Here is a 24881-nt window from a genome sequence, read left to right as displayed (position 1 = left end):
TTTACTATAAATTTTTAAATTATGTATAATTATTTTGAGGTATATTTATGCAATTTATTGAAGCAATTTTGAAGTTTTTTGGAAGAATATTTACTGGTAATTCATTCAGAAGCAAATACAGAGTTAAAAAAATTAAGCACTTACCTAAAATTTTAAAATCAGATAAATGGCAAGTTATTGATATTCGGCCTGGAGCAAGCTTTGAAACTAGTCACTTAATAGATAGTATTAATATTGATCATCTGACATTTAAATTGAGGTATTTTAAGAAGCTTGATAGAAATAAAAAAATTTTATTAATAAACGAGGATTATAGAAGCCATCTAGAAATTTATCAAACTTTAGATAAGCGCCGAATTAAATCTTATATTCTGGTTGGAGGTTACAAAGAAGTCAGAGTAACCGGATTCTTAGACAAATACACAACATTCAAAACATCATAAAAAAAATTATTTCGCAATACGAAATAATTTTTTTAATTTTACTATTTGTTTTTATTAACGAATAGATCCTCTACTGGAACTTCTAGTCCTTGAGCAATTTTTTCAACTGCTTTAATTGATATATTACGGGTACCTCTTTCAGTATCTGAAATATAGTTTCTGTGTAAACCTGAACGGAAACTCAATTCTTCTTGAGTTATATTGGCTTTCATTCTCAATTCTTTCATGTTTTCACTTAAAATTGAAATAACGTTATCCTTTTTCATTTTTTCCCTCTTGACTATTTTTATAAATTTTTTCTATGTTTCTAAATAAATTACTTACCCCTGATTTAGAAATGGGGATATTGTTATTATTTAGTATTTCCTCTAGCTCAGAAAATGTTGCCTCGGGTCTCTCTAATCTGACATTTGCTAAAAACTTAGCTTTATCGGATAAAAATCTAAAATAACCTTTCTCTTTCAAATTTTTTATCTGCATTGCCTGTCTTTGACCGGCATCGAGAGTTTTTGCCTGGTTAGAAATATCTATATTTATCATACGATTGATATTGTTCAACATATCTCTTGAAATTCTCTGATTTTCAAACTTCATTACCGAATTAGGAGCATCTATTAACTTAAGAAAGTCTGAAACAACTGTTGATTTTTTAATATAGCTAACGAATTTTGACTTTCTTTTTATAGTCTTGAAATCAAAACCCAGTGGCTTTAGTAGTTCGTTAAAAACGCTTGTTGAAACTTCTTCTCCAAACTGCAATTCTAAATGGTAATTGCTAGTTTCCGGGGAATTAACACTTCCTACTGCAATGAAGACCCCCGAAATATAAGCCCTTAATAAACTTGTGTTATTTCTAAAGGTTTCTTCCACCTCAATTATTTTACCACTTTTATTAGTGTTGTAAATATTAAAATTAAATAAAAATTCAAAAACTTTATCTTTTAGTGTAATTTGAAAAGTTTTGCTTTTTTTAAGTTTTTGAGACTGTATAATTGATATCAAAATTTCGCCTTCATAGAAATTTTTTATAAAACTAATTATTGTTCGAGCAATTCTGTTACTAATGGTTGTTAAAATTAAACGAGATTTATTATCTGAAATAATAATCTCGCCATTATATTTTATAAAGCCGCACAGAAACGCCTTTTTTTGTTGTTCTGTGAACGTATGGGTCACAATTTCTTCTTTAACTTCTAGAGCAAAAGACACAAAATCACCTACTTAGCTTTTTGTTTTAATTTTTCAAGTTTTTCTTGAGCTTTGATTTCTTTTGATTTACGGACATTATTTTTTTTATTAGCAACTTCAGGATTGATTGACTCAACATTTTTTAAATTAATTACTTTAAAGTAGTCTTTTTCATAAGAATATCCTGTTTTTCTAAATAAATATGGCACAACAAACTGACATAAAGCCATTACTATTAATCCAATTAAACCAGTGATCCCAATAACAATAAGAGATAAAGTTTTATCATTTTGGATAAATAAGTGGTTTGATGGTCTTTGTAGTTCCAAAATAAATCTAACTAGGTTCCAAGAAAAGAAATAGGCTCCGGCTTCAACTCCTGATCTTATAACTTTTATTCTGTATGGATTGTTGGCTTCTTCTAGAGCTTGTCCCATCTTTCATCTATAAGACAAGTAACCAATTTCTTTATTACTTCGAGATTTGTCTAATCTCGACTTAACTGAATCATAATTTTTCATTCCGTAGCTTGAAATATTAAAGTAAAATAGACGATCGTATTTTCAACCACCAAAATTTGTAAATTGAAATTCACCCAATGCATTAGCAAATGTATTGAAGTATTCGTTTTTTAATTCAACATTTAGTTTAGACATTGAAATATTTTCTGGTCTTTTTTGAAATCACTTTAAGAAGTGGGGAATCACAAAAGTAATGACAGCTCAAGCAACAATTAATCAAAAAGCTTCATAAATGAATATTGGATTTAATTGGTAAAGTTGTCCGTTTTCAAGATGTATTCCATTTATTGGCGGCTTATTATTTAAGCCTATATAAACTGCTTGTGTATTTCTTGTTATAAAGTTCGGTAACCATCACAAATTAGTTTCTGAAGCCAGGCCAATTGGCGGACCCGTAATTTCATGATTAAAGAAGTTACCTCATCTACCAATTCCTTGACCTATTAAAATATTTGGAATAATCGCATCCATATAGGTTCATACAGAAACATGAGTTCTTCGACCCATAAAATAAAATATTATTATTCCTACAAATGCTCCGACAAAAACACCTCCGTGAATTGCCATACCACCCTGTCAAAATTGAAATAACCTTCATACTTCTGATGGATTGGAGAAATCAGTTTTCCCTCCGGAATTTAGCTTACCAAAGAAACTTGCCCCAAATAGCGAACAAATAACAATCGGAACGGCTCCAATTGCCAATTGAGTCAATTGAAGATCTTTTCTTCAAAATTTGTAAGCTGAAAAAAGAATTGCAGCGATTACTCCAAGAGTCATAGTGAATGCATAAACCCTAAACCAACCACCATAAACTTCTTGGATTCAACCGTCATTTCATATTTTTCAATCTCTTTCATTAAATACTCAATCGACCATTTAAAAATCCTCCATATCTAAAATTTTAGCATATTTTTGACTATTAATATGATTTTTCATAAAGTCAATTAATTTTTCTCCACTTATAAGGCGAAATGAATTGAGCAAATACCAGCAGCACAAGCGAAAATGTAGTTAAAATAGCAAATAATACCATATCCATAGCAAAAAGGTGTTTTAAAACAAGTTCAGCATCCGTTCTTCTGGTTTCTAGAACCCATCTTATAATCATATAGCCCACTAAATAAGATGAACTCACCACTCCACAATGGATAACAAAGTAGTTATCCGGGTTATTGGCTTGATAAAGATCCTTGCAATCTTGATTTCAAGTATTTCTAAATCAGTTCGTTTCTCGTTTAAGCTCTTTAATTTGTTGTCGATAACTTTGTTTGATTTCTCTGACCTTTAATTTATATTTTTTTTCTAACTCTTTTTTTTCAGTACTAGTTTTAACTTTTTTGAGTTTTTTTAAGTAACTTTGTTTATTTGAATCTAACTCATTTTTTTGTAATTGTAGAGATTTTTCAAGCTTTAACTCTTTACGCTTCAAATTAGATTGTTCGATATTTTCCAATTCTGAAAAGTAAGCGATTCTCTCATTGTCTAAAACTTTCAAATAATAAGCTTTATTCCAACTTTCCCATCAACTCAATTTAAGTTCGCTAACTTCATTATTTATTCTTTCTTTATAAACAATGGCTCTTTGGGTTTCTCAAAGTTGTAGTTCTTCTTTTTTAGCTCACTTTAATTGCTTATTAAAATTATTCGGAAATTCCTGAGGATAAATTTTTCAAGGTTTTTTTGAAAATAATCTACCCAAGTTGGCAATTAAAAATGTGATCAAGACGAACAATAATAGACAAGCGATGGATTCATATAAGAATAGTGGTTCGCGATATTCAATAAATCAAGGATCTGTTTCTAATGCTCCAGGATTTGGATTTTGAACATATCACAATTTATTGACAATTCAATCAGGCAATCATTTTTGAAGACTTTCCAAACTTGTTGGTTTTCCTAATATTTCATGATTATATAGGTTACCTCATCGCCCTATTGCTTGTCCGAGTAAAACATTTGGTAAGATACAATCAGAGTAAACTCAAGTTGATATTTGATAATGCTGAGCTCTTTTATGAAATCAGGCAAAACCCGCGGCTCCTCCAAAAATTAAACCACCAAAAATTGACATTCCTGGTTGTCAAAAATAAAATAACTCCCAAACTTTTCAGTTATTATATATGATATTAAATTTACCTAAAACACTAGCTCCAATTATTCCTGCTGGAATAACAACAAAAATTCCAATTCCCAAATCATAAAGAGGAATTTTGCGCATACGAAATTTTATCACCGAAGCAATTAAAACAGCCATTACTCCTAAAAAAATGAAAATTGGATAAATTGGCATTCATCCTCATAAATAGGGATCGTTTTGTCCTTGTTCTAGTCATTTATCAACTTGGTCTCCAGGATTTGGAATATTACTTAAAAAATTAATCATTTTGATTGGTTTTTTCAATTCGATTAGCAATTATTTTGGTTGGACTCACTCAATTGCCGCTTTCTTTAATTTTTAGTTGGGCAACAGCGGTTTCAATAATATTGGCAATATTTCTACCTGATGAAACAGGGATTCTGATATGAGGAATTTTAACACCTAGAATGTTTTTGGTATCGTATTCATTTCCTAGTCTATCAGTGTCATCAACACCATTTTCCCCAAATTTTATTAAGTCAATCACTAGTTCAATTTCAGTTTCATCTAAAATAACTTGATAGCCGTTAGTCTGAGCAATGTCAACAATCCCAATTCCGCGAACTTCAACAAGATTATTTAAAATTTCATGACTTTTACCATAAATTTTACTTGATTTTCTGATGGCCACAATACGATCATCTCCAACAAATAAATGATTTTTCTTAACCAATTCAATTGTTATTTCTGATTTTCCAATTCCTGATTTTCCCATAATCATTACGCCCTTACCGTAAATGTTGACTAAAGAACCGTGAAATTCTTCGCTTGGAGCAAAGTAATCATCATAAAAACCTAAAATTTGTTGGGTAAACTCACTTGTTGTTTGACCACTAACCTTTAATAAGGGAATCCCAAGTTTGTTGGTAGTTTTGACAAGAATATTATCATCAAACTTTTCAGTTATTATAACTGCTGGGATTTTATCTTTCAGCATTTCTAAATATTTTTTTTCTCTTTCAGCCTCTGTAAAACCGTGAATATAATTATTTTCTTTATTTGAAAATAGGACAACACGACGTTTTTGAACATCTTTTTCAACATAACCTGCTAATTCAAGACCTGCACGATTTAAACCGTAAACCTCAATTACATTATCTAAATGTTCTTTCCCCGAAATTACTTCTAATTCAAAATGGTCTACAAGATTTTTTATTTTTAGTTTATTCATTTTTACTTCTCCTTTTTTCAAAGACAATTTTCTCTTTAACATTATTTTACCAAAAAAATTAATCTTTCCACGACGAAAACATCAAACTTCATTTTCGCTTCAATCCTTAATAATTTTGACTATTACAGTAAATGACAAAAATGCAATTAGGGGGTAGACAGCAATTCCAAAAGGCAATTTTATTAACTTCGCAACAAAATGAACAAATACAGCATTACCTCAACCAATTGCATATAGCCATATTGGATTTAATACTAAAGATGTTAATGTGTAACATATTGAATAAATTAACAAAACTTTTAAGTATATAAAATTATTCTTTCGAAACAAAAATACTAATGATCCTGAAAAACCCAACAAAACTTTAATCATCATGAAGCCAAGATGAAATTGTCCAGACAAATTAATCATTGTTCCGGTTAAATCAGTGCAAATTCCCACAATTACTCCCGAAAGTGGACCAAATGTCATTCCTGTTAGAAAAATAATTCAGTCTCCTAATGCTAAAATTATAGCTCCACCAAAAAAAGGAAAACTATAACTGATAAAATTTGTTAAAACTACTGACATTGCTGTTAATAAAGAGAGGATAGCAATCACTTTGATTGTTAGACGTCTAAAATTTCATTTTTCAATTCAAAGCGCAAGCAGAAAAAAAATTAAAATTCCCATAGCAGCTCCCAAAGTAGTGAATATGTAAAACAAACTATCCCTCCGTAATAAATCATTGATAAACAATTGGTACAAAGTAGAGGCTACCACATACTAATGTGTCTTGATTATTTTTTATATTATTTTTTATTTTTTCTTTTCAGTCAATCACTTGATATTTTTTTTCAAAATTTCAGTTTTCAATTTCGTTAAACTCGGCAAAATAAATATTTTTAAAATTTTTTCGTAAGATTTTTATTTCCTTATGAAAATTTTTTTTCCAAGAACTAGCAAAAATAACTTCAAAGTTTTTAGATATTATTTTACTTGTTTTTATTAAGGCTTGGATACCTTTGACATTGTGAGCCCCATCAATAATTAATTTTGGAGATTTGTTCAGTACTGTTAATCTTCCAAATAATCCTTGATTATTAAAAATCGTTAAATCAAAATCTAATTTTAACACTTCAAACAGTTTTAAAACTAATCCTTTATTATTTTTTTGATAAGTTTTATCTTCGTAATAAATCTTTGATTGGAACAATGGCAAATCAACTTTTTGCAATTTATATTTAATAAGTTTAAAATATTTTTTATTATCAGGACTGATGACTACAAAACCCTTTTTAGCAATACCAATTTTTTGATTAATAATTTCTTTGACGTTATAACCTAAAATTTCTTCATGGTCTAATCCTACAGTGGTTAAAACCGTTGCAATTTGGTTTTCAAATAAATTTGTTGTATCAAGCACGCCCCCGATTCCAGCTTCAATCACAGCAATGTCGACTTTATTTTCAAAAAAATATCACATTGCAATCAAAGTATAAATTTCAAAAAAATTAAGTTTGTTATCGTTAATATCTTTTTCAAATTTTTTTAAAATTTTTTTAAAATTAGAATCACTGATGCATTCGTTATTTATTTGAATTCTTTCATTTTGATAAAGAAAGGCAGGAGAAATGAACAAACCAATTTTTGAATAATAAGGTTTTAAACCCTGAGAAGTAAAATAACTTGTCGAGCCCTTCCCGTTTGTGCCAACAACATTAATAACTGGATATTGGTTTTGAAAATTTTTATGTTTTTCTAAAATTTCTCTTAAATTTTTTTTACTTGCTTCTTGAAACTTAGGAATAAAATTTTCACTAACACTAATCACGTTCTAAATACTTTCTCAAATATTGCGCAGTGTAACTAGTCTCACTTTTTATTACTTGTTCTGGTGTTCCGGTTACAACAACACGGCCACCTCCAGTTCCTCCTCCAGGTCCCAAGTCAATTATATAGTCTGAAACTTTAATAAAATCTAAATTATGTTCAATTGTTAAGACAGTATTTCCCAAATCAACTAATCGATTTAAAACCGCTAACAATCTTTTAACATCATCGATATGTAAACCCGTAGTTGGTTCATCTAATAGAAATAATGTTTTACCTGTTTGTTTTTTTAGTAAAAATGTTGAGAGTTTGATTCGTTGTGCTTCTCCCCCAGATAAAGTTTTTGCATTTTGTCCTAGTTTAATATATCCTAAACCTACTTCTAAAATTGTATCAAGCTTATTTTTAATCTGAGGAATATTTTCAAAAAATACTGCAGCCTCTTCAACACTCATGCTTAGAACATCAAAGATATTTTTACCTTTAAATAGAACTTGAAGAGTTTGCTCGTTGTAACGTTTTCCATCACAAACCTCACAAACAACTTCTACACTTGGCATAAATTGCATCGAGATTGTTATAATTCCATCTCCTTGACAATTTTCACATCGTCCCCCAGGAACATTAAAACTAAATCGTCCTTTTTTATAACCACGAATTTTAGCTTCAGTGGTTTCTGTATACAAGTCTCTAATATCATCAAATACAGAAGTATAAGTTGCTGGGTTTGATTTTGGAGTTTTACCAATTGGTTCTTGAGAAACATAAATTACTTTATCAATATTTTCTAACCCTTTAATTGATTTATGAGCTCCTGGTTTGATTTGCTCATTGTGTAAAGTTTTCTTTAAACTTTTATAAATAATGTCTTCCATTAAGGTAGACTTACCACTTCCACTAACTCCCGTGATAGTAATAAATTTATTTAGCGGAATCGTTACATCAATATTTTGTAAATTATTTTCACTAGCTCCAATAATTTCAATTTTTTTCCCATTACCTCCGCGAGTATTTTTTGGTAATGGAATTGAGTCACGACCACTTAAGTATCTTCCTGTTAAAGATTTTTCATCTCTGACAATGTCTTCTACAGTTCCTTGAAAAACAATTTCTCCTCCATGAATTCCAGCACCCGGACCAATGTCAACAATTCAATCACTAGCGCGCATTGTATCTTCATCATGTTCAACCACAATTAAAGTGTTACCCAAATCACGCAAGTGCTTTAAGGTAGCAATCAATTTATCATTATCTCTTTGGTGTAAACCAATTGATGGTTCATCTAAAACGTATAAAATTCCTGTTAACTGCGAACCGATTTGTTTGGCTAGACGAATCCTTTGAGCTTCTCCCCCAGAAAGAGTGGTGGCAGTTCGTGATAAGTTCAAGTAACTTAGACCAACTTCATTTAAAAAACTAATTCTTGAAACAATTTCTTTCAAAACTAGGTTAGCAATTTTTTCTTGATTTGGATTTAATTTAATATTCAACAAGAAATCCAATTCTTCATCGATTGCTAAGTTAGTGAAATCATTTATTGAAAGATTATTTATTTTTATAGCTAAAGCAGTTGAATTAAGACGAGCCCCCTTACAAGTTTTGCAAGTTTTTGAAGCCATGAATTTAGCATATCACTTACGGCTCTCCTCAGACTTGGTTTCCATATATCTTCTTTGAATTAAGCTTGCAACCCCTTCAATATAATCAAACGACTCAAAAGTATTTCCTCCCGAAGATTTAATTTTTGATTCAATTGGTTCATCACTTCCTCAAAGAATCATTTCTTTTTGCTTTGGGGTTAACTGTTGAATTGGAGCTTCTAAATCAATGTAGTAGTGATCACATAAAATTTTAAAGCGTTGTCATTCAATATTGTCTTTGGCAATAATATTTTTATAATAAACAATTCCTCCATCTGAAATTGAAACAGTCTTATCAGGAATTATTAAATCCTGGTCGGGTTCTAAATTAATTCCTAAACCAGTACAATCAGAACAAGCTCCTTGTGGGGCATTAAATGAGAATAGTCTTGGTTCCATATCAGCAATACTAAAGCCACAAACTTTACATGAATAAATTGTTGAAAACAATTTTTCTAGCTTGTCTTTATTGGGATAGTGAACTTTAATTAGTCCGTTTGCGTATTTTAAACCAACTTCAATTGCAGAATAAATCCTTGACTTGATTTCTTCGTCGTCTTGAAAAATTAATCTATCTACAACTATATCAATGTTGTGACGGGTATTTTTATCTAAATCAATTTCTTCATCTAAATTAATTATTGCTCCATCAATCTGAACTCGAATAAATCCTTCGGCTCTTAATTTTTCTAAGCGATCCTTAAAGCTTCCTTTTTTATCGACCACAATTGGTGCTAAAATAAATACTTGCTCATCAATAGCGGTTTCCTTTTGAATTGATTCAACAACTTCTTTTATGGAAGACGCTTTAATTTCACCATGACCATTTATACAAAATGGAGTCCCCACTCTTGCATAAAGCAAACGAAGGTAATCATAAACTTCTGTTACTGTTCCTACAGTTGAACGAGGATTATGTGAAGTAGTTTTTTGATCAATTGAGATCGCTGGACTTAGTCCCTCAATTGAATCAACATCAGGTTTTTCATTACCCCCTAAAAATTGACGCGCATAAGCAGAAAGCGATTCAATATATCGGCGACGCCCTTCAGCATAAATTGTATTAAACGCTAACGAAGATTTACCACTTCCAGAAAGTCCTGTAAAAATAACTAATTTATTTTTTGGAATTTCAATTTCAACATTTTTTAAGTTATGCTCACGAGCACCTTTTACTTTAATAACATCTTTATTCATTTTATTGTCCTTCTAATTCTATTATTACATCACGGATTTGTGCAGCTTTTTCAAAATTTAATTCTTTTGCAGCGGCAATCATGTCAGCTCGTAACTGTTTAATAATTTTATCTTTTTTATCTTTTGCAGCATTCGCTTTGCGTTTGGTAATATCAATTATTTGTTTTCTAGTTGCGTCATCAATTCCAAAATCAGATATTTTTTTCAAAATAGTTTTTGGAGTTATATTGTGTTTTAAATTATAAGCTTGTTGAATTTCTCGACGTCGAGTGGTTTCATCAATTGTTTCAGCCATCGCTTTTGAAACTTGGTCGGCGTAAAAAATTACTAATCCCGAAGCGTTTCGAGCAGCTCGACCTGTTGTTTGAATTAAACTTCTTGTGTTTCGCAAAAACCCTTGCTTATCAGCATCTAAAATACAAACTAAACTAACCTCGGGTAAATCTAATCCCTCTCTTAGTAAGTTAACACCAACCACTGCTTCATAAACACCTTTACGTAAATCATTTAGAACAGTTGTTCTCTCAATAGTTTTTAATTCTGAGTGTAAGTAAGCCACCTTAATATTTCGTTCTTGCAAATAACTGGTTAGGTCTTCTGACATTCTGATTGTTAAAGTTGTAATAAAAACTCTTTCATTTTTTTCTCGACGTTTCAGAATCTCTTCGATAATATTTTCAATTTGATTTTCTGTTGGGCGAACTTCAATAATAGGATCTAGCAATCCGGTTGGTCTAATAATTTGTTGAACAAATTTATTATTCGTTAATTCCATTTCATAATCACCAGGAGTGGCTGAAGTGTAAATAACTTGCTTTAATTTATTTGAAAACTCTTCAAAATTTAAAGGACGATTATCCATGGCGCTTGGTAATCTAAATCCGTAGTCAACTAAATTTTTCTTACGACTGTAATCTGTGTTTGACATTCCACGAGTCTGAGGAATCATCATATGAGATTCATCGATTATAGTTAAAAAATCTTTTTCAAAATAATCTAACAAGGTGTATGGGGGTACTCCAGCAGGTCTAAAATCTAAATGTGCTGAGTAGTTTTCGATTCCACTAACAGTTCCAAATTCTGAAAGAGATTCTAAATCATAATTGGTTCTTTGCTCTAAACGCTGAGCCTCTAGCATTTTTCCTTCAGTTCTTAGTTCAGTTAAACGATTTTTTAATTCTTCACGAATATTTTCAATAACTGTTTTCATTTTATCTTCTGGGGTTACATAACTTGTTGCTGGAAAAATTGTTGCTAAACTCATTCTTTGAACAACTTTATTGTTATAAGGTTCTAGAGTTTCAATTGATTCAATTTCATTTCCAAACATTGAGATTCGATAAACTATTTGGTCGGTTCAACTTGGAACTATTTTTATTACATCTCCATTAGCTGAAAAAGTACCACGAACAGTTTCAATTTCATTCCTTACATAACCAGTTTTAATTAAAAATCCTAGTAATTCTTTTTTACTTAAAACTTCTCCAACTTTTAGTTCAAAGAAAACCGCTCCATACTCTTCGGGATTTTGAGAAGCATAAATAGCTGCAACCGAAGCCACAACAATAGTATCCTTTCTTAACATTAATCCGTTCATGGCGCTTAATCGCATCATATCTAGTTCTTGATTTATTTTTGCATCTTTATCAATGTACAAATCCCTTGATGGCAAATAGGCTTCTGGTTGAAAAAAGTCGAAGTTAGAAACAAAATACTCAACACGATTTTCAGGAAAGAATTCTTTTAATTCAATATAAAGTTGCATTGCTAAAGTTTTATTATGAGCTAATACCAAAGTTTGGCGATTAGTTTGATTAATTATATTAGCTATTGTAAAAGTTTTTCCTGTTCCAGTTGCCCCAAGTAGAACTTGATGCTTTTCCTTATTTTCCAAACCTTTAATAAGTTGTTTGATAGCTTCGGGTTGATCACCTGCGGGTTGGTAGTCTGTTACTAATTTAAATTTTAAGTCTTCTTTTCTCATTTTAATTTTCCGTTCTACGTGGAAAAAAACTAGAAATTGCTTCTAGTTTTTACTACACTATGTATTAACCAATCTTAACTTTTGATTGAACTTGTTCACTATCATCAACATCGTCCACATCAATTCCCTTGGTTTTAATTTTCTTTTTAACGTTTCCTGATTTATCCTCAACAACAAATTCTTTTTCTTCTTTGTCGTCTTTAACAAGGTTCGGTCCAATTCTTAAAATGACTTCTTTTTCAAAGTGAAGTTTTTGTACTTCCGCTGGGTTATCTTTAATTTTTTCTGAGTTTAATAATTTCTCAAATTTCGTAGAGATTTTTTTCTCGTCAATTTTATCTCCAATTTTTAAACCAAATTTTTTAAAGATTGCTTCCATGTCTTCTTGAGTTAATTTAACATTAACAGATTTTGAACCTTGACCGGCTTTGATTTTGTCAATTTCATCCATTAGTCCATTTAAAACCATTTCTTGGAAACTTAATTTTTTTAAAGCTTCTTCTGACTTGTCTTCTTCGGCTTTTATTCTTAATTCTGTAAAACGATTTTTTACACCTTCGCGTGTGAAGTCCTCTTTTTTAAGGCCAATTTCTTTTAAAATATCTTCAATATCATTTTCACTAATTTGAATTGTGTCGTTTGCTGGTTTAGCGCGGGCCACTTTTGGTGCATCACTATTTCTTTCCGATTCTTTAATAACTACTTGAGAAAGATTATTTATAACCTCTTCAGCAATATCAATTTTCATTTTATTAAATAGTTTTGCAGCCTCTTCGATATACTCGTGAAGTGGATTGTTTTGAGCATACTGTTGTAAATAAATTCCCGATCTTAATTTATTTGCTAAATTAATATGTCTAGTTCAGAATTTATCAAGAGATTGAAGCACAGTACGACGTTCCATTTCTTGGGCCACTTCGTTTGGCACATGACTAATTCTATCTAAGTAGAATTCCATCATTGCTTCACTAATCATTTTAGCGACCTTAAATTTTTCTTGGTGAGCAAAATCTGATTTTTTAAATGTTCCAGCTTTTACATATTCTCCATCAATTGAACTAATTAATTGTTCTGCATTGATAGTGCTCTCTCCACGAACAAGTTCTGAATTTTTTAATACCAATTCAAAAGCGGTTGTAAATTGGAAACGCTCGATAACAACTTTGATATCTTCTTGTTTTAGAATTTCATCTCTTTGAGAGTAAATCGCTTCACGGTGTTGAGCTAAAACATTATCATAATCTAAAACATTTTTTCTTTGATCAAAGTTTAATCCTTCTAATTTTTTTTGAGCATTTGTTATCGCTCTAGTAAACATTTTGGATTTAATTGCTTCATCACCTAAACGTAAAAACATTTGGCGAACTTTAGGGGCTGTAAATCGCACCATCAATTCATCTTCCATTGAAATATAGAATCTTGAATTACCCGGATCTCCTTGACGACCACTACGACCACGTAATTGGTTATCAATTCTTCGAGCTTCATTTCGTTCAACTCCGAATACAAACAATCCACCTAAAGCTTTAGTCTCGTCTGTTAATTTAATATCAGTTCCACGACCAGCCATGTTAGTCGCAAGAGTTATAGCTCCTTTTTGACCGGCTTTTTCAACGATTTCTGATTCACGATCATGGTTTTTGGCATTAATCATTTCAAATTTGATACCAGCTTTTTCTAAATATCTTTCAATTTGTTCTGATGATTCAACACTTGTTGTTCCAATTAAAACCGGACGACCCAAATCGTTTAGCTCTTTTAAATCTGCAACCATTGTTTTTAAAGCAGCATTTTTAGTCGCGAAAGTTAAGTCAATTTCGTCTTTTCTAATTACGGGTTTGTTTGTTGGTGTAACAATAACACGGGTATTATATATTTTAATGAATTCTTCTTCTTCGGTTTTGGCAGTTCCCGTCATTCCTGAAAGCTTACTATAAAGTCTGTAGAAGTTTTGGTAGGTAATTGTTGCTAAAGTTGTTGTTTCTTCTTCAATATAAACCCCTTCTTTTGCTTGTAATGCTTGTTGTAAACCGTCACTATATGAACGACCTTCCATAATACGACCAGTAAATTGGTCAATTAAAACTATTTCATTATTTTGAGAAGCATATTCAACACCTTCTTTAAAGGTAAAGTTAGCTTTCAAGGCATTCATAATTAAGTGAAATAGCTCTGTATTTTTAACATCAAATAAGTTTTTAATTGAGAAAAAAGCATTTGCCTTTGAAATTCCTTGGTCGTTTAAATATACTTGTTTAGTTTCCAAGTCAATTTCAAAATCATCGGTTTTTTTCAAGGTTTTAGCAAATTGATCTGCCGCTTGATACATGTTTGTTCGGTTTGAACTACCCCCAGAAATAATTAAAGGAGTTCGGGCCTCATCGATTAGAACTGAGTCGGCCTCATCGATAATGGCATAGTTTAGCCCTCTTTGAACTTTTAAACCAAAATTATATACCATATTATCTCTTAGGTAGTCAAATCCAATTTCTGAGTTTGTTGTATAGGTAACATCTTGAGAATAAGCGTTTCTTTTTTGGTCTTTTGTAAGGTTTCTACCGTTTAATCCCACAGTAATTCCTAAAAAATTATATACTTGACCATTTATTTCGCTATCACGTTTTGATAAGTATTCGTTAACTGTAACAATGTGGACACCTTTTCCTGAAAGTGCATTTAAATATGCAGGAAAAAGACCTGTTAAGGTTTTACCCTCACCAGTTCTCATTTCCGCAATATCACCACTGTTTAAAATAATACTTCCAATTAATTGCACTCGATAAGCTTTAAGTTTTAAAACCCTTCATGCTGCTTCACGAACAACCGCATAAGCTTCAACTAAAATATCATCTAGTTCTTCGCCCTTTTCTTGAATTCTTTCCTTAAATTCTGCGGTTTTAGCCAATAATTGCTCATCTGAAAATTTTTCATATTCAGGTTCTAAAGCAATAATCCTATCGGCGATTATCCCCATTTTCTTTATAATCGATTTATCTCTTGCCATGTTTAATCCCTGCCTTATTTATTAAAATCAATAGTAATATTTTAACAAAAAAAAAGCAAAAACTTGCTTAATCTCGGATTTTTTTAAATTTATTAACCGAACATCTTTCCGGTCTCATAGAGGTATTTTTTGTCTAAATCTTGGTTTAATTTAAGATATTTATCATCACGATTTTCTAAGTATAGTTCTCTATTCTTAATTGCTTGAATTGCCTCATTATGAGAGGCTACTTGGATAATTCTATTTTCATCGTTTAGTTGCTGATCAAATAATTGTCCAAATACAAAGTGATTGATGGCAAACTCACTTATTTGGGTTGTTGAGCCTTTTTGGTAATAACGAAAATCCGAAATCACAACTATCAAATATTTGTTTGGGTGACTTGATTTAGCCATTTCCACTGCGATACCAAATTCAGAAATCATCCCGTGATCTAAGCTGTCTAATTCAAAAATTACATACTCAGCCTTTTGTAATTGTTCATAATCAGCTTCCCAAATTACCTTAGGTGTTGGACAAACCCCCAAACCTAAGTTAGAGTCAAAATCAATTGGGTTTGCAATGTCAAAGCCTTTTAGTTCCTTACGTAAGTTAACTCCTTCTATTTTTCTTTGATTAATTTGGGCTTCATTGAACATGCTCCCAGCGTTATAAATTTTTTTCATTTTTTTCCTCTTTCATTAATTGCTAAAGACAATCATATTACAGAAAAGGTAATTATAAAACCCTGATTTGGTTATAAAACCAAATCAGGGTTTTATGAATTGTTTTTTATTAATTTGATATATAATCAATATTTGTTTATCGCACTTTTATACTTAAAAATGTTCTCTCACCTGATTGTTAATTCCATCTATAAAATCTAGAAAGCCGACACAGTACTGTGTCGGCCTTTTAAATATCATTATCTACGCTGGGGTAGCTGTTTTTTGTTTTTTATCTTTTACTTTTTTAGTATGTCTAATATCAACGGTTGAATCACGCAATAGTTTATAGTTATTGGCAATTTTTGGACGGCGATATTTTTTGAAGCGTTTTCGCAATTTATTTTCATAACTTGGATCGTTGTGACGACGAATTTGGTTTCCTGCCAGATTAATAGAGACAAAGATAACTATTGCTGGAGAAATTGTTAAGAATACAACAACTAGTCATAATTCTCACTTCAGCTCAGCAATTTTAAAGACATCTCTTACTCCAGGAACAAAAACTACAATTACATTTAATAGGAATGCTCCAATCATGGCTCCAAATAAAGCTCAGTTAGCATCTTTAACTTTTTCTTTAAAGTTTTTGTGACGTTCCTTGCGGTCTGGTCTAAATTTCATCATTCATACAAAGAAGATTGGTGAAAAGGCAATTGTAATGAATGCTGCTGTTTGTCCGGTTAAGGCTGCGTTTGGTCCCGGGAAAACATAGAATCCCATGATAAATGCTAGAATTACTGCAATCGCGGTTGAGGTGATTGTAAAAATAATTAACAACCAAATGCGGCTAAATATGGACTCATTATTTTTGATTGGTTTTAAACTCATTACATTTGGGTCTGATTTTGACATTCCAATTGGAATTGCTAAAATGGTTTCCACAATTAAGTTAAATCATAAAATGTTAATTGAGTTTAGTGGTGAAATTCCTGTGATTAAAATAATTAAAAACATTGCAATAATTTGAGGGTTGGCCCCTAAAACAAAGGCAACTGAAGTTTTAATTTTACGGTATGAATTTCTTCCTTCACTTACCCCAGAAACAATAGTACTAAAGTTGTCGTCTGCTAAGATTACGTTGGCAGCATCTTTGGCAGCTTCTGTTCCGTTCATTCCCATAGCAATTCCAACATTGGCTTTTCTTAAACTTGGAGCATCGTTAATTCCATCTCCAGTCATCGCAACTATTAAACCTTTTTCTTGTAAAATGGTTACGATTCGAGTTTTATGATCTGGATTAACTCTGGCAAAAACTGAGATTCGATCAATTTTCTTAGTTAACTCTTCATCAGTTAGTAAATCTAACTCTTCTCCAGTTAAGCCAACAAACCCTTCACGAACTAAGCCAAGTTTTTCGCCAATGGCCATCGCAGTTGCTAAGTGGTCACCAGTAATCATAACAACTCTAATTCCGGCGCGGTGTGCAATTTTTATGGCTGAAATAGCTTCTTCTCTTGGTGGATCAATCATTCCAATAATTCCTGTTAAAACCAATTTAGAAACATAGTCTTTATTTTTGAATTCATCCTCTGATAAAACCTTGAAAGCAGTTGTAATAACCCTTAGAGCTTCTGCAGACATTTTTTCAGCGTTTTCTAAAACTTGTTCTTTCATTTTTGAAGTTAGTTTAACAATTTGGTTGTCAATTACTGTGTGAGTACATTTATCTAAAATTCTATCAATAGCACCTTTTATGTAAACAACTTTTTTGTCATCAACTTGGTTAACTGTTACCATGTACTTATTATCTGATGAGAAAGGCAAGTCATCAATTCTCATATATTTATGGCGCAATGTTAAAGGATCAAATCCCATTTTAGTCATTCAGTCGTACATCGCCAATTCAGTTGGCAATCCCATACGATCTTTTTCTGAGACAATTGAATCGTTACATAAAGTAAGTGCATTAACAAAATGAATGTCACCAATGTCATCTGATACATAAGTAAAACTAGAAGCGGCTCTGGTAACTCCAACTTGGTTATATTTTGTTACAGTCATTTTATTAATTGTCAAAGTTCCGGTTTTATCAGAACAAATAACATTTACTTTTCCTAAAGTTTCAACAGCTTGAAGTTGTTTAACAATTACATTTTGTTTACTCATCTGGTTTGTTGAAACCGATAGAATAATCGACACAATTACTGTCAGTGATGCTGGAATAATTGCTATGGCCGATGAAACTGATAACAATAAGTTTTCCGATCATGAAATTCCAGTATGGTCAGCTCTGAAAACATCAATCATTATCAGAACTCCAAATAATACTAGAGCTGTAACTGTAGCAATTACTGAAACTCATTTTGTTAAACGATTCAGCTTTAATTGCAATGGAGTTTTTTGGGCTTTGGTTTCAGCAATTGATGAAGCAATTTTACCCATAGTTGATAAAGGTGCTTGAGCAACCACAATTCCTGTAGCTCTTCCTGATTGTACGAATGTTGACATGAAAACCATGTTTTTTTGTTCTGCTAGAATTGTGGTTTTTGAATCAAGTAATTCAATATTTTTAACAACTGGCATTGATTCTCCAGTTAAAGCAGATTCATCAACTGTTAAATGTGAAGAAGAAATTAATCTAATATCTGCGGGAATAAATTCTCCGGTTTGCAAAATTACAATATCTCCCGGTACTAAGTCATGGGCAGAAATTTGAATTTGTTTTCCTGATCTAATTACTGTAGCATTTGGGTTGGATAAACTCTGCAGTGCTTTAACCGAACTTCGAGCTTTTAATTCTTGAGTCATTCCTAGTAATGTATTAATAATAATCATTCCCAGAATTACTCCAAATTCAACCCATTCTGGATGACCCCCAGCAAAGTAAGGCGCGACCACAACTATTATGGCTGTTACAAGTAATACGATTGATAAAGGTTCAAGAAGACCCTTCAAAAATAACAAATACCAAGGTACTTGTTTTGGTTCTGGAAGTTTGTTAGGTCCTAATTTACGAAGACGCTCTTCAGCTTCATCGTTTGATAACCCCGTTGTGGTTTCGGTTTTTAATTCGATTTCGATCTCGTTAATTGATTTTTGATATCAACCTTTTTCTTGGATAGAAACTTCTTTATTTTTGTTATTGTTTTTGGCTTTGGTTGGCTTCATTTTTCTATCCCTTCATATAATTTATATCATTTGTTTCATACACATATTATAGTATAAAATTCACTCATATTATAATTAGATTATAAGTTGTTTAAAATATTATGTTTTCTCTATAAAAAGAGTAAAATAATTATGAGGTATTTATGAAGACTATCGCTAATACTATTTTTAGAGAAGATTATGAAATAAAAAAATCAAAATTCAAAGTAACAATATCTCGAGTAGACAGCAAAGCTGCTGTTGAAAAATTTTTAAAAGAAAATAGCGACCCCAAAGCTAGTCACAACTGTTTTGCTTATGTGATTAACGGGGATGTTAATATTGAACAATTCCACAATGATGGTGAACCTTCAGGAACGGCTGGAGAGCCTTTAATTAATTTAATTAAAAAAAATAATTTAAGTAACATCGTTATTTTAGTCACCAGATTTTTTGGTGGTATAAAACTTGGAGCCGGGCCGCTTATGAGGGCTTATAACTCAAGTGCAAATGATTTATTAAAAAAATGTCAGTTTATCAATTTGGTTGCTGGTTTTGAAGTTGGTATTAATTTTAAATTGGAACAAATTAAACTAGTTGATTCAATTTTAGTAAAATATGGGGTAATTTCCAAAAAGCAATTTACAGAAAATGTTAATTATATTTTTGAAACCATAAATGAGGGCTTGATAATGGAATTGAAACCATTGGTGGAAATAAACTATATTATAAACAAATTTGTTAGTCAAGTTTAGTGTAGAATATATTTGTAAGGAAGTGCATTAATAATGGAAAAGGGAGCGGTCGTGAACCAAAATCCCATACTTGTAGTAGATGGTTATCATTTACTACATAAAGGCTACTATGGTTCTTTAAAAAGAACCAAGTTGCCAAGAAACAGAGATGGGATTTTAATTAACGCGGTTTATACATTTGTCGCTAATATTAACGACTATATTAACTCGAATAAATATCATACAATTATTGTAACATTTGATGTTGGAAAAGGTTGCTGACGAAAGGAATTATATCCCGAGTACAAAGCCAAAAGAAAAGACACTCCCGAGGACCTAATTCCTCAAATGCAATTAGTAAGGGAATTTCTGACTTTCATAAATATTCCTTGATATGAGAAGGAAAACTTTGAAGGCGATGATGTAATGGGAACAATTGCTAAAATTTCCAATAGTCTTGGTTATAATGTCCATATCCTTTCCAATGATCGCGACACCTTTCAATTAATAAACGAAAAAACTTCAGTAATTTTGAAAGGCAACAAAGATGAAGATGATCAAATTATTCATAAAGAATCTGTTTTTGAAAAATATGGTTGTACCCCCAATCAGATTCCAGATCTGAAAAGCTTAATGGGTGACCCAAGCGACAATATTAAAGGTGTCCGCGGAATGCATTATACTACAGCTATTGAATTATTAAGCGAGTATCAAAATATAGAAAACATTTTTAAAAATATCGAGAACATCGACCAGAGGCAAACCGAGCGTCTTATCCGTAATAGAGATCAGATATTTTTAAATAAAAAAATTGCCACAATTCAAAAAAATTTGAAATTAGGCCATATTGATTTTAGACCTTTAAAAATTAATTACAAAAGTTATATTTATTTTTTAAAAAGAGAACGCATGTGAGCGTTTGTAAGTCGCATTGAAAATAAAATTAATGATAATCAAAATTCGCAATAATTTTAGTTGTCTTCAATTTTTATTTAATTAAGAATTTGAAAGTTTGAAACTTTCCATAAAGTTTAATAAAACTAAAAGCAGCTTTAAAAAGCTGCTTTTTTAATTATGAAATTTATTTAAGTCTGTTACCATTTTTATCAACAAGATACACTCTCTCGGTGATTACTTTAACTTGATCTTTACCAGCTTTTACAATACCGCGGTGAACATGAACATAGAATACCTTACCACCTTGGCGATAGCTTAAAGTCCCAATTTTTAAAGTCGCAACAACAGGGCTATGGTTTACAAGAAAACCCATATCTCCATCAGTGGTTTGAACGTTAACGATATCAACCAAGATATCGTCAATAAAAATACCCTCAGGAGTGATAATTTTTAATTTTGTTTTCAACTAAATCACCCTTAAACTATTTATTTTTTTTCAAACTTTTGTTTTTATTTGAAGCTTCGTTATATTTTTCCATTACTTCATGAATGCTTCCTGCATACATAAAAAATAATTCTGGTATGTTATCTACTGCTCCTGAAATGATAGTTTCAAAAGATTTAACAGTTTCAGAAATTGGAACGTATTTACCAGGACGTCCTGTAAATTTTTCTCCGACTGTAAATGGCTGACTAAGGAAGTTACGTATTTTACGAGCACGATTTACAGTAATTTTATCTTCTTCTGATAATTCCTCTAAACCTAAAATTGCAATAATAGATTGTAAATCTTTGTATTTTTGCAAAATTTGTTGAACTTCAAGTGCCACTTGATAATGTTTTTCTCCAACTATTTCTGGGTCAAGCATTCTTGAACTTGAAGCCAATGGATCAATTGCTGGATAAATCCCCAAGGCTGCAATTGAGCGATCTAAAACAATTCTGGCATCTAAGTGTGAGAAAGTAGTTGCCGGCGCTGGATCTGTTAAATCATCTGCAGGAACATAAACAGCTTGTACAGAAGTAATCGATCCATTTATGGTTGAGGTAATTCTTTCTTGTAAAGCACCCATTTCTGTTGACAGTGTTGGTTGATAACCAACCGCACTTGGCATTCTACCCAAAAGAGCCGAAACCTCACTACCCGCTTGAGTAAATCTAAAAATATTATCAATGAAAAGTAACACATCTTGATTTTTGACATCTCTAAAATACTCAGCAATTGTCAATCCGGTAAGAGCAACTCGCATACGTGCTCCCGGTGGTTCATTCATTTGACCAAAAACTAAACTGGTTTTATCTAAAACTCCAGCTTCCTTCATTTCAAAATATAAGTCGTTTCCTTCACGAGTTCTTTCACCGACTCCTGCAAATACTGAAATTCCACCATGAGCCTTAGCAATGTTATTAATTAATTCTTGAACCAAAACAGTCTTACCTACTCCAGCTCCTCCAAATAAACCAATTTTTCCACCTTTAGCAAAAGGAGTCATTAAGTCGACAACCTTAATACCAGTTTCAAGTATTTCCGCTGATGTTGTTAGTTCTTCGTAAGTTGGTGCTTGGCGATGAATTGGCATAACTTTACCTTTGATTATTGCTGGTAAATTATCGATCGGTTCTCCCAAGACGTTAAACATTCGTCCAAGAACTTCATTACCAACCGGAACTGAAATTGCAGAACCAGTATCTGTAACTTTTATTCCTCGAACAAGTCCTTCAGTTGGCCCCATAGCGATGGTTCTAACAATTTCATCCCCGATATGTTGCATTACTTCAAGAGTCAATGAATTTTCGTTGTTTTCCAATTTCAAAGCATTATAAAGACTTGGAACCTGACCTTCTTCAAATTTTACGTCTACTACAGGACCTAAAACCTGAACTATCTCACCAATTTTTATCATTTTATTACCTCCTACTTTTCGTTCTGGGCATTTGCGCCACCAACGATTTCTGTAATTTCTTGTGTAATTGCATCTTGACGTTTTCGATTATACAAAATACTTAATTCTTCGCATAGCTCACTACCATTTTTAGTAGCATTTTCCATGGCAGTACGTCGACTTGCCTGTTCGGAAACCTGAGATTCAACAATTGTTCCAAACACAATTGTATTAATATACATCATAACCGAAGCATCCAAGACTTCTTCTGCACTAGGTTCAAAAGTTGTCAAAATTTTTGGGCTTTGATCTTTTAACTCAGGCTTTTTGATTATCGGAAATAGTCTCAGTAATGTTGGTTCAAATGTAACGTTATTTATAAACTTAGTGTAGCAAATTTGAATCTCATCAAATACTTCATTGTTGTATTTAGCAAGAATTTCAGTGCTTATCTCCCTTGCTCTACTGTTTGTAAAATTAACATCAACATCTAAAATTTGATCATGAATTGTTTTCTTGTGCTCTTTAAAATAGTTTACCGCTTTTTGACCTATTGCTAGAATTTCGTCTTTGTCTTTCATTTCTTGTAAGACTTTTTTGTTTATATTTGAATTGTATCCACCAGCTAAACCTAAATTTGAATTAATTACTACCCATAAAGTTTTGCTAAATTTTTTATTTGCATCCGCTAAAAATATTGATTTTTGTGAGGAAGAAATTATCTCATTAAAAACTTGATAAACTTCAGCAACATAAATTTTAACCTCACCGATTCGTTTGGCAACACGTTTCAGTTTTGCGGTTGCAACAAGTTCCATTGCACTAGTTATTTTTCCAATATCTTTAACATTGGCAATTTCGCTTTTTAAATTACTTAAATTAGGCATAAATATCTATAGCTTTTTATATTCTTCAATTTTGCCATATTGATTTGGGTCATATTTATCTATCATTTTAATTGCACGCTTCAGCATTATTTTTATTTCTGCTTCTATGTCTTTTTCAAGCTTTTCATCAAATGCTTTAGCATCGTCAAGTCGTTTTCATAATTTTTTTCCTTCAGGAGATTTATTGAAATGATGTATTAGAGAATCTTTGAAGTAACTCATGAATTCAACTGGTAATCATTTTATTAGTCGAGATTTAATTGCTAATAAAATAATAGCTTGGTCAATTTGAGAAATTGGACGATACTGGCGTTGTTTTAGTATTTCAATAATTCTTTTACCATGTTCAAGTGTTTGTTGAGTTGATTCATCTAAATCACTACCAAATTTTGCAAAAGCTGCTAGTTCATAATATTGAGCTAATTCCAGTTTTAAAGTCCCCCCCATTTGGCGAACCGCTTTAATTTGCGCAGAAGAACCAACACGAGAAACTGATAATCCAGTATCCACAGCAGGTCTAACCCCAGATTTAAATGAAGATTCGCTTAAAAATATTTGACCATCGGTAATTGAAATAACGTTAGTTGGGATATATGCAGAAATGTCTCCTGCCTGGGTTTCAATAATTGGCAAGGCTGTAATACTTCCCCCACCAAATTCGCTTGTCACCTTTGCAGCTCTTTCTAACAATCTTGAATGTAAGTAAAATACATCTCCTGGATAAGCTTCACGGCCTGGTGCTCTACGCAATAGTAACGCCATTGTTCGATAAGCCACAGCATGTTTTGATAGGTCATCATATACCACAAGAACATCATCGCCTTGAGCCATTCATTCCTCAGCTATTGTTACTCCTGTATAAGGAGAAATGTATTGTAGCGGTGCAAGCTCACTTGCGGAAGCTGAAACTACTGTTGTAAATTCCATTGCTCCAGCCTGTTTTAATTTTTCAACTATCTGAACAACTGTTGATTCTTTTTGACCAATTGCAACATAAACACACTTAACATTTTTACCAATTTGGTTAATAATAGCATCAATTGCAATTGCGGTTTTACCAGTTTGGCGATCCCCAATTATTAATTCTCTTTGACCTTTTCCAATCGGAATAATTGCATCAATTCCTAATATTCCTGTTTCCAAAGGTTCGTTTACTGACTTTCTAGCCATTACTCCTGAAGCCATTTTTTCTACTGGGCGAAATTGTTTTGAATCAATTGGTCCTTTACCATCAATTGGTACACCGATTGCATTTACAACTCTTCCCAATAAAGCATCCCCAACTGGAGTTTCAACAACCTTACCCGAACGCTTAACAATGTCTCCTTCTTTTACAAGCGAGTCATCTCCCATTAAAACAGCACCAATTGCTCCTTCTTCAAGATTTAAAACCATTCCATAAACATTGTTTGGGAAAATAAGCAGTTCCCCCATCATGGCATTTTCCAAACCATAAAGCATTGCAACTCCATCCCCAACAGTTACAACAGTTCCGTCTTCGGTATGAACAATATCTTTACCGTAATTTTTTATTTGTTGTTCGATTACTTCGAAAATATCTTTAATGTTAATCGCCAAAATAATCA

18 protein-coding genes are annotated in these 24881 nt (G+C 31.8%); 3 read left to right on the top strand and 15 right to left on the bottom strand.

The window, feature by feature from the left end:
* The first annotated feature begins 47 nt into the window (after positions 1-47).
* Positions 48-443: a rhodanese-like domain-containing protein gene (locus tag SALLE_RS00390; protein ID WP_115557681.1), complete on the top strand. Its 396-nt coding sequence runs from the start codon at positions 48-50 to the stop codon at positions 441-443.
* A 41-nt stretch (positions 444-484) separates the two neighbouring features.
* Here the strand turns inward: SALLE_RS00390 and SALLE_RS00385 are convergent, their stop codons facing one another.
* The 11 genes from SALLE_RS00385 to SALLE_RS00335 form a co-directional block, all read right to left on the bottom strand.
* Positions 485-709 carry a helix-turn-helix domain-containing protein gene (locus tag SALLE_RS00385; RefSeq protein ID WP_115557680.1) on the bottom strand — a complete coding sequence of 75 codons (225 nt, stop codon included), beginning with the start codon at positions 707-709 and terminating at the stop codon, positions 485-487.
* The gene (gene whiA / locus SALLE_RS00380; protein WP_115557679.1) at positions 696-1652 is read right to left on the bottom strand and encodes a DNA-binding protein WhiA; all 957 of its coding nucleotides are present in this window, start codon (positions 1650-1652) and stop codon (positions 696-698) included. The genes SALLE_RS00385 and whiA overlap by 14 nt, the downstream gene beginning before the upstream one ends.
* An 8-nt stretch (positions 1653-1660) precedes the next feature.
* Positions 1661-3031, bottom strand: coding sequence for a prolipoprotein diacylglyceryl transferase (locus SALLE_RS00375; protein ID WP_115557678.1), 1371 nt, complete (start codon positions 3029-3031; stop codon positions 1661-1663).
* A gap of 43 nt (positions 3032-3074) precedes the next feature.
* Positions 3075-4538 (bottom strand): prolipoprotein diacylglyceryl transferase family protein, encoded by a 1464-nt coding sequence (locus SALLE_RS00370; protein ID WP_162807911.1) that lies wholly within the window; start codon positions 4536-4538, stop codon positions 3075-3077.
* A complete protein-coding gene (gene hprK / locus SALLE_RS00365; RefSeq protein WP_115557676.1) occupies positions 4531-6168 on the bottom strand; it encodes an HPr(Ser) kinase/phosphatase in 1638 nt (545 codons plus the stop codon). Before hprK ends, SALLE_RS00370 begins: the two co-directional genes overlap by 8 nt.
* A gap of 1 nt (position 6169) precedes the next feature.
* Entirely contained in the window at positions 6170-7276 is a 1107-nt protein-coding gene (locus SALLE_RS00360) for a folylpolyglutamate synthase/dihydrofolate synthase family protein (protein WP_115557675.1), read from the bottom strand.
* Positions 7269-10112, bottom strand: coding sequence for an excinuclease ABC subunit UvrA (gene uvrA / locus SALLE_RS00355; RefSeq protein ID WP_115557674.1), 2844 nt, complete (start codon positions 10110-10112; stop codon positions 7269-7271). Before uvrA ends, SALLE_RS00360 begins: the two co-directional genes overlap by 8 nt.
* 1 nt (position 10113) lies before the next feature.
* Positions 10114-12096: an excinuclease ABC subunit UvrB gene (gene uvrB, locus SALLE_RS00350; protein WP_115557673.1), complete on the bottom strand. Its 1983-nt coding sequence runs from the start codon at positions 12094-12096 to the stop codon at positions 10114-10116.
* 64 nt (positions 12097-12160) lie between these two features.
* Positions 12161-15100, bottom strand: coding sequence for a preprotein translocase subunit SecA (gene secA / locus SALLE_RS00345; RefSeq protein ID WP_115557672.1), 2940 nt, complete (start codon positions 15098-15100; stop codon positions 12161-12163).
* 92 nt (positions 15101-15192) lie between these two features.
* Positions 15193-15765, bottom strand: a complete 573-nt coding sequence (locus tag SALLE_RS00340; protein WP_115557671.1) for a nucleoside 2-deoxyribosyltransferase — start codon at positions 15763-15765, stop codon at positions 15193-15195.
* A 243-nt stretch (positions 15766-16008) separates the two neighbouring features.
* A complete protein-coding gene (locus SALLE_RS00335; RefSeq protein ID WP_115557670.1) occupies positions 16009-18915 on the bottom strand; it encodes a cation-translocating P-type ATPase in 2907 nt (968 codons plus the stop codon).
* Between the two features lie 143 nt (positions 18916-19058).
* Between SALLE_RS00335 and SALLE_RS00330 the strand changes: the two genes are divergently transcribed.
* Both SALLE_RS00330 and SALLE_RS00325 read left to right on the top strand, forming a co-directional pair.
* Positions 19059-19649: an IMPACT family protein gene (locus tag SALLE_RS00330; RefSeq protein ID WP_115557669.1), complete on the top strand. Its 591-nt coding sequence runs from the start codon at positions 19059-19061 to the stop codon at positions 19647-19649.
* Positions 19650-19682: 33 nt separating this feature from the next.
* Positions 19683-20597: a 5'-3' exonuclease gene (locus SALLE_RS00325; RefSeq protein WP_115557668.1), complete on the top strand. Its 915-nt coding sequence runs from the start codon at positions 19683-19685 to the stop codon at positions 20595-20597.
* 112 nt (positions 20598-20709) lie between these two features.
* Here SALLE_RS00325 and SALLE_RS00320 read toward each other — a convergent pair whose 3' ends face one another.
* Genes SALLE_RS00320 through atpA form a run of 4 tightly spaced genes read right to left on the bottom strand, consistent with a single transcriptional unit; the run spans position 20710 to position 24873 of the window.
* Positions 20710-20991: a FoF1 ATP synthase subunit delta/epsilon gene (locus SALLE_RS00320; RefSeq protein ID WP_115557667.1), complete on the bottom strand. Its 282-nt coding sequence runs from the start codon at positions 20989-20991 to the stop codon at positions 20710-20712.
* A gap of 16 nt (positions 20992-21007) precedes the next feature.
* Positions 21008-22429, bottom strand: coding sequence for a F0F1 ATP synthase subunit beta (gene atpD, locus SALLE_RS00315; protein ID WP_115557666.1), 1422 nt, complete (start codon positions 22427-22429; stop codon positions 21008-21010).
* 11 nt (positions 22430-22440) lie between these two features.
* Positions 22441-23295 (bottom strand): ATP synthase F1 subunit gamma, encoded by an 855-nt coding sequence (gene atpG / locus SALLE_RS00310; RefSeq protein WP_115557665.1) that lies wholly within the window; start codon positions 23293-23295, stop codon positions 22441-22443.
* 6 nt (positions 23296-23301) lie between these two features.
* A complete protein-coding gene (gene atpA / locus SALLE_RS00305) occupies positions 23302-24873 on the bottom strand; it encodes a F0F1 ATP synthase subunit alpha (RefSeq protein WP_115558706.1) in 1572 nt (523 codons plus the stop codon).
* Between the last annotated feature and the right edge of the window lie 8 nt (positions 24874-24881).

Source organism: Spiroplasma alleghenense (genome assembly GCF_003363775.1).
Classification (GTDB): Bacteria; Bacillota_I; Bacilli_A; order Mycoplasmatales; family Mycoplasmataceae; genus Spiroplasma_B; species Spiroplasma_B alleghenense.
Note: the sequence above shows the minus strand (reverse complement) of the source record. Positions and strands in the feature narration are given on the sequence as shown.